The following is a 1,231-nucleotide window of genomic DNA, read 5'->3' as shown; positions in this document are numbered from 1 at the left end:
GTGAAATAAAAAAATCTAAAAATCCTTCTTCCAGCTTCATTCCTATATCCATTTAAATGAAGCTAGCCTCTCATTATTTACCGATTTAAGCTAGATTTTTTTCATGAGGTGGCCCTGCCTTTATAACGATAAACAAGATTTGGTTTTTAAAATAATACCTAATGGGGCAGTCTCTGCCTATTCTTATGATTGCCATGGAAATCGCGTCCGAGAAATTATCTATTTAGGGAATACTTTCGATATAAGCGCTTTAACAAAAGACAGTACTATACTACTAGGAACAGTAAGCACTTGGTGTACTCAACAAAATCAAGCAGCTATTGCTCTTATGGAGTGGACGTATAATAGCTTTGGTCAAGTAGTAGAGAAAATTCAATATGCCACTATTGCGAATGACGGTACAGGAATAAAGGATTCTTTTGCCACTTATTTCTCATATGACTGGACAATACATAATGAGCTAAGCATCACCGAGAGAAAATTAAACGAAGCAGAGACTGCTATCACATCCATAGAGCGTGATGGCCTGTCGCGCATCGTAAAAGAAATAAATCCATTAGGGCAAACAGCACAATATAGTTATAAGGGAAATCAATACCAACGTATTTTTGAACCTACTGGGCTACTGACACTTGAAACCTATAATGCTAGTGGCCGCTTGGTTTTGAAAGAAGAGAAAGAAGGTGAATGCAGTAGTAAAGTAATTTTTATTGAAGACATTGTTGGGCGTGTTTGTATTACAACAAATGAAAAAAATGATGAAGAATACCTAATATATGATGAGTATGATCGAGTTATATTCCGCATTGACAGTCTACTAAGAGTAACTCAGCACATTTATGACGCTAATGACTATCTCTTACATCGAGTACGCTATGCTTCAGTCCTAGACAACATTGATCTTACTGCCCTAAAAGAAGGGACGTATTTACCTGAGCCTATTGGAGATTACTGCATTGAGTCTTCCATTCACGATGCTAAAGGACGCTTACTGGGTACTATAGATGGAGATAATTTTTTAACAACGCATCTATACGATGAGTTGGGTAATAAAGTTGAGACAATCCAATACTCTATTGGTTTAGAGCTAACTAAAGAACAACGAGTTGCTTTAGTGACTCATGTTACGCACGGTCAATTTTAAGCTGCCATATTTTTAAGCTCCTGCCAAGCAATCTGGTTCGCTCTAAGAATCAATTTGTACTTAATAGCAAAGTGATTTAAATGAGTT

Annotated in this window: 1 protein-coding gene; it reads left to right on the top strand. The window is 36.6% G+C overall.

The window, feature by feature from the left end; translation table 11 throughout:
* Window positions 1-103: 103 nt before the first annotated feature.
* Window positions 104-1,144 carry a hypothetical protein gene (locus tag ELY15_RS15880; RefSeq protein WP_127101741.1) on the top strand — a complete coding sequence of 347 codons (1,041 nt, stop codon included), beginning with the start codon at window positions 104-106 and terminating at the stop codon, window positions 1,142-1,144.
* Window positions 1,145-1,231: the final 87 nt, after the last annotated feature.

The sequence above is a fragment of the Legionella sp. km772 genome, from assembly GCF_003989735.1.
Classification (GTDB): Bacteria; Pseudomonadota; Gammaproteobacteria; order Legionellales; family Legionellaceae; genus Legionella.
The sequence above is the reverse complement of the archived record's forward strand: the minus strand, read 5'-3'. Positions and strand labels throughout refer to the sequence as shown.